Source organism: Agromyces bracchium, assembly GCF_009709675.1.
Lineage (GTDB): Bacteria > Actinomycetota > Actinomycetes > Actinomycetales > Microbacteriaceae > Agromyces > Agromyces bracchium.
Window position 1 is genome coordinate 1 of record NZ_WMLB01000032.1, and the last position, 4,438, is coordinate 4,438.

A 4,438-nucleotide genomic window follows, 5' to 3' on the forward strand; every position below is an offset into this window, starting at 1 on the left:
TCCGGCGCGATGCTGCTCGCCTACCCGAAGCACGCCCCCGCCATCGACGGCAGCGTCGACCCCGCCCACCCCGCCCACTCCATCGGCCCCGATCCCGACCGCGCCCACTCCCCCGACCCCGACCCCGACCCCGACCCGAACGCCGACGCCGACCCGAACGCCGACGCCGACCGGTGACGACCGTCGATGCGGGTCATGCGGGTCCCCGGACGGTCCGACGCACATCCACCGTGAACACCGATTCGCGCCCCGCGGGTGCTCGGCGCGGGGAGCGCGAGTCCACCTCGCTGCCGCCGGCGCGACCGGCAGGCCGTGCACGTATCGCCGCTCAGATGAGGTGGAAAGGTGGAGGCGGTATACCTTTCTCCCACCTCCGAGAACGAAGGGTCGATCGACGATCGCGATCGCCTACTGCGGCACGTTCGTGAAGATCACGTCCTCGTACTCGAACGACGGCGCCGTCTGCATCGTGAGCGATGCGGGGTCGGCGACCGACCACGCCTCGCTCCACGTGATCGACGAGCCGGGCAGGATCGCCGTGGTCGGCGGTATGCCGACCTGGCCGCCCTCGGCGCCGACGTCGAAGATGCGCGTGGCCTCCGTGCCGCCCGACGAGAGCTGCGAGAACACGACCGGCTGCACGTTCTCCGTCGAGTCGTTCTGAATGGTGAGCGTGAAGACGAGGTTCGCGGCCTGGTCGGCGCCGGCCGACAGGTCGGAGGGCGTGAACGGCTCGGGCGCGGAGACCGTCATCGAGACGCCGTTGCTCCACACCATCGTCTCGCCGAACTGGAGCACCTGGCCTTCGACGGCCTCGTCGCCGGGCTCCTCGGTGGCCGGTCCGGTCGGCTCGCCGAACTCCTCCTCGAGCTGGCGGTCGATCTCGTCCTGGATCACGCCCGAGTCGACGATCTGCCCGAACACCCCGAGCGCGACGACGGCGAACACGATCGTCCCGATGATCCCGCCGACGACGGAGAGGATCAGGCCCGTGATGGCCGGCCACTTCCGGCCCTTCAGGAACAGGGCGATGATCGCGAGCACGAACGCGATCGGCAGCAGGATCAGCCCCACGACCTGCACGAACGGAATGACCGCGAACACGAACCCGACCGCGGCGACCACGAGCGCCACGATGCCGAGCACGTTCGTTCCGGCGGGTTCGGGCGGCGCGCCAGGCATGCCCGGCGTGCCCGGCGCTCCGCCGTAGGCGGCGTAGCCCGAGTACTCCGCGGGCGGAGCCCCACCGGTTCCGGCGGGGCCGTTCGTCGGCAGCCCCGCGAACGGCGTCGTGTCCGCATACGGCGAGGCATCGGGCGACGCCTCGCCGCCGAGTGCCGCGGTGTCGTACGGCCGCGTCGCATCCTGTGCCCCCGGCAGCGGCGCCGTGTGCTCGGTCCACTGCGTGCCGTCCCAGTAACGCTGCTGTCCGCGCCCGTCGTCGTACCAGCCCGGAGGCGCGCTCGTCGGATCGCTCATGATCGCGATGATCGCAGCACCCCGAGGCATCCGTGGGGTCGAAAGGCCCGCGCAGCGGGGCGGGAACCGGGTCGAGTCCGGGGCCGAGCGGATGCCGCGGGCGGTTCAGACGCCCAGGTCGAGGTCCGCGATCCGCACGGGCAGCCCCGTCTCGAGCGACCGGTTCCCTGCGATGCCGACCGAGACCGCTCGCACGCCGTCGGCGTAGCCGGCGACCCGGCCGAGGGGCGCGTCATCCGTCACCCGGTCGAAGAGGTGCTGGAGCAGGTACGCGTCGCCGCCCCCGTGGCTGCCGATGCCCTCGGGGATCGGCACGACCTCGGCGCCCTCCCAGTGCCGCTGGAGCACGAGCCGCTCGCTGTCGGGGCGCACCTCGTCGACGGGCGAGTGGTCGGGGTGCATGCTCGGGTCGACGACGACCCGGCCGTCCTCGCCGATGAGCACGGCACCGCGCTCGACGACCTCGAGCTCGGCGCGTCCCTCGGTGCCGTTGACGGTCACCCGGTAGCCCTCCCACGGCGCGTGCGCGTTCAGCGAATAGCTGAGCGTCGCTCCCGAGTCGTAGTCGACGAGCGCCGCGAGGTTGTCCTCGATCGTGATGCCGGGGTCGAACACGTCGCGGTCGCGGAGGTAGCCGTCGTGGTGCTCCTGGTCGAGGTAGAGCTCCTTGAGGCGCGCGTCGGCGGCGAGGTCGAGCGAGAACGGACCGCCCGCCTCGCCCGCACCCGTGCCGCGGGCCGGCCGCTCGCCGAGCCCGCGCGCCGCGGCGTTCTCGGCGCCGTAGAAGCGGAGCCCGCCGCTCGCGAAGACCCGCATGGGCGCGGCGCCGATCCACCAGTTCACGAGGTCGAAGTGGTGCGAGGCCTTGTGGATGAACAGCCCACCGGAGTTCCGCTTGTCGCGGTGCCAGCGCCGGAAGTAGTCGGCACCGTGCACGGTGTCGAGCGCCCACTCGAAGTGCACGCTCGTGACCCGCCCGATCCGGCCATCGGCGATGACGCGACGCAGCGTCGAGTTCCGCGGGCTGTAGCGGTAGTTGAACGTCGTGATGACCTCTCGGCCGGTCTCCGCGATCGCGGCGCCGATGCGGCGCACGCTCTCGGCGTCGATCGTGAGCGGCTTCTCGACGACGACGTCGGCGCCCGCGCGCAGCGCGCGGACGATGAACTCGGCGTGCGTGAAGTCGGGCGTCGTGATGACGACCCGGTCGAGTCGCTCGTCGGCGATCATGCGCTCGAGGTCGTCGACGTCGTAGCGGGCGGGCGACGGATGCCCCGCCGCGACGACCTCGCGTTCGTACACGTCGAGTCGGCCCGGGTTCACGTCGGACCACGCGGCGAGCTCGGCGACCTCGGGCACGCGCTCGGCGCCGAGCACGGTGCCGCTCATCGCCCCGATGTACATGCCGGCGCGGCTGCCCGCGCCGATGAGTCCGTACCGTTCCCGCTGCGTCATCGCTGCTCCACTCGCTGGTCCTGCTCCCGGATGCCGCGCGTCCGCGCGAACTCACCGGGAAAGCGCTATCTCACTACGGTAGCATTGCGTCATCCGAGCACTCCGCGGCCGCGACGTCCGCGGCATCCGTCGCCCTCGGCGATAGCATGGGGCGCCTGCCAGAGCCTCGCGAGAGTGCCTCACGGATACGGAGGACGCATGACCGACGACGCCGTCGAGACCCGGCGAACCGCCCCCGCGACCCTGCACGACGTGGCCCGCGAGGCCGGCGTGTCCCTGGCCACCGCCTCGCGCTCGCTCAACGGCAGCACGCGCAAGGTCAACGAGGAGTACCGCCAGCGCGTTCTCGCGGCCGCCGCGAAGCTCAACTACTCCCCCAACCTCTCGGCGCAGGCCGTCGCCCGGGGCTCGACGACGACCGTCGCGCTGCTCGTCGCCGACATCGCCGACCCCTACTTCTCGCAGATGGCGGCCGGCGTCGTCCGCGAGGCCGACCGCGAACGGCTCATCGTCACGATGGCCGCGACCGAGCGCGACACCGAGCGCGAGCTCGACCTCGTCCGCACGCTCCGCGGCCAGCGGCCCCGCGTCATGATCCTCGCCGCCTCGCGTCGCGAGGGCGACCCGAACAACGACGCCCTCGAGGCCGAGCTGCGGGCCTTCGAGTCCAACGGCGGACGCGTCGCGTTCGTCAGCAGCGCCGCCGGCGAGTTCCACGCCGTGCAGCTCGACAACCGCGCCGGCGCCGAGGCGCTCGCGCGCGAGCTCATCGGCCTCGGCTACCGCCGCTTCGCCGCGGTCACGGGCGCCGAGGGCATCCGCACCGCCGACGAGCGCCTCGCGGGCTTCCGCGCCGGGCTCGAGGCCGGCGGCGGCACGCTCGAGCGCATCGTGCGCCCCGCGTTCACGCGCGACGGCGGCTACGAGGGCATGACGCAGCTCATCGAGGAAGGTCTCGACGGCATCGAGCTGGTCTTCGCGGGCAACGACGTCATGGCCGTCGGCGCGATGTCGGCCATCCGCGACGCCGGCCTCACCCCCGGCACGGATGTCGCGGTCGCCGGCTTCGACGACATCCCCACGGTGCGCGACGTCACCCCTCCGCTCACGACCGTCCGGATCCCGCTCGAGGAGGTCGGCCGACGCGCCCTCCGCCTCGCGCTCGACGAGCCCGACGCGGTCGACGAGTCCCCGGTGCACACCGAGGTCGTGCTGCGCGAGTCGACGCCGCGCCGCGGCTGAGGCCGGCTCCCGGCGCGCATCCGCTCGCCGCGGGACCGCCGGCCCCGTCGCGAAAACAGGATCAGCCGCCCGATGCCGCCGCCCGCGGCACCATGACCCGTCTGATCCTGTGAACTCGCAGGCGCCCGCACCATCCGCTCACCCCAGCCTCACCGCGGGACCGCCCCTCCCGTCGCGAAAACAGGATCAGCCGCCCGATGCCGCCACCGGCACCATGACCCGTCTCATCCTGCGAACTCGACCCGCCCCGCGCCATCCGCTC

At 72.7% G+C, this 4,438-nt stretch carries 3 protein-coding genes; 1 reads left to right on the forward strand and 2 read right to left on the reverse strand.

Going from position 1 to position 4,438, the window contains the following annotated elements; all coding sequences use genetic code 11:
- Positions 1-408 precede the first annotated feature (408 nt).
- Both GJ743_RS19255 and GJ743_RS13940 read right to left on the reverse strand, forming a co-directional pair.
- Positions 409-1,479 (reverse strand): DUF2510 domain-containing protein, encoded by a 1,071-nt coding sequence (locus GJ743_RS19255; RefSeq protein ID WP_196217010.1) that lies wholly within the window; start codon positions 1,477-1,479, stop codon positions 409-411.
- Between the two features lie 105 nt (positions 1,480-1,584).
- Positions 1,585-2,934 carry a Gfo/Idh/MocA family protein gene (locus GJ743_RS13940; protein ID WP_155052526.1) on the reverse strand — a complete coding sequence of 450 codons (1,350 nt, stop codon included), beginning with the start codon at positions 2,932-2,934 and terminating at the stop codon, positions 1,585-1,587.
- 198 nt (positions 2,935-3,132) lie between these two features.
- Here GJ743_RS13940 and GJ743_RS13945 point away from each other — a divergent pair, with 198 nt between their 5' ends.
- Positions 3,133-4,176: a LacI family DNA-binding transcriptional regulator gene (locus GJ743_RS13945; RefSeq protein ID WP_155052527.1), complete on the forward strand. Its 1,044-nt coding sequence runs from the start codon at positions 3,133-3,135 to the stop codon at positions 4,174-4,176.
- Positions 4,177-4,438: the final 262 nt, after the last annotated feature.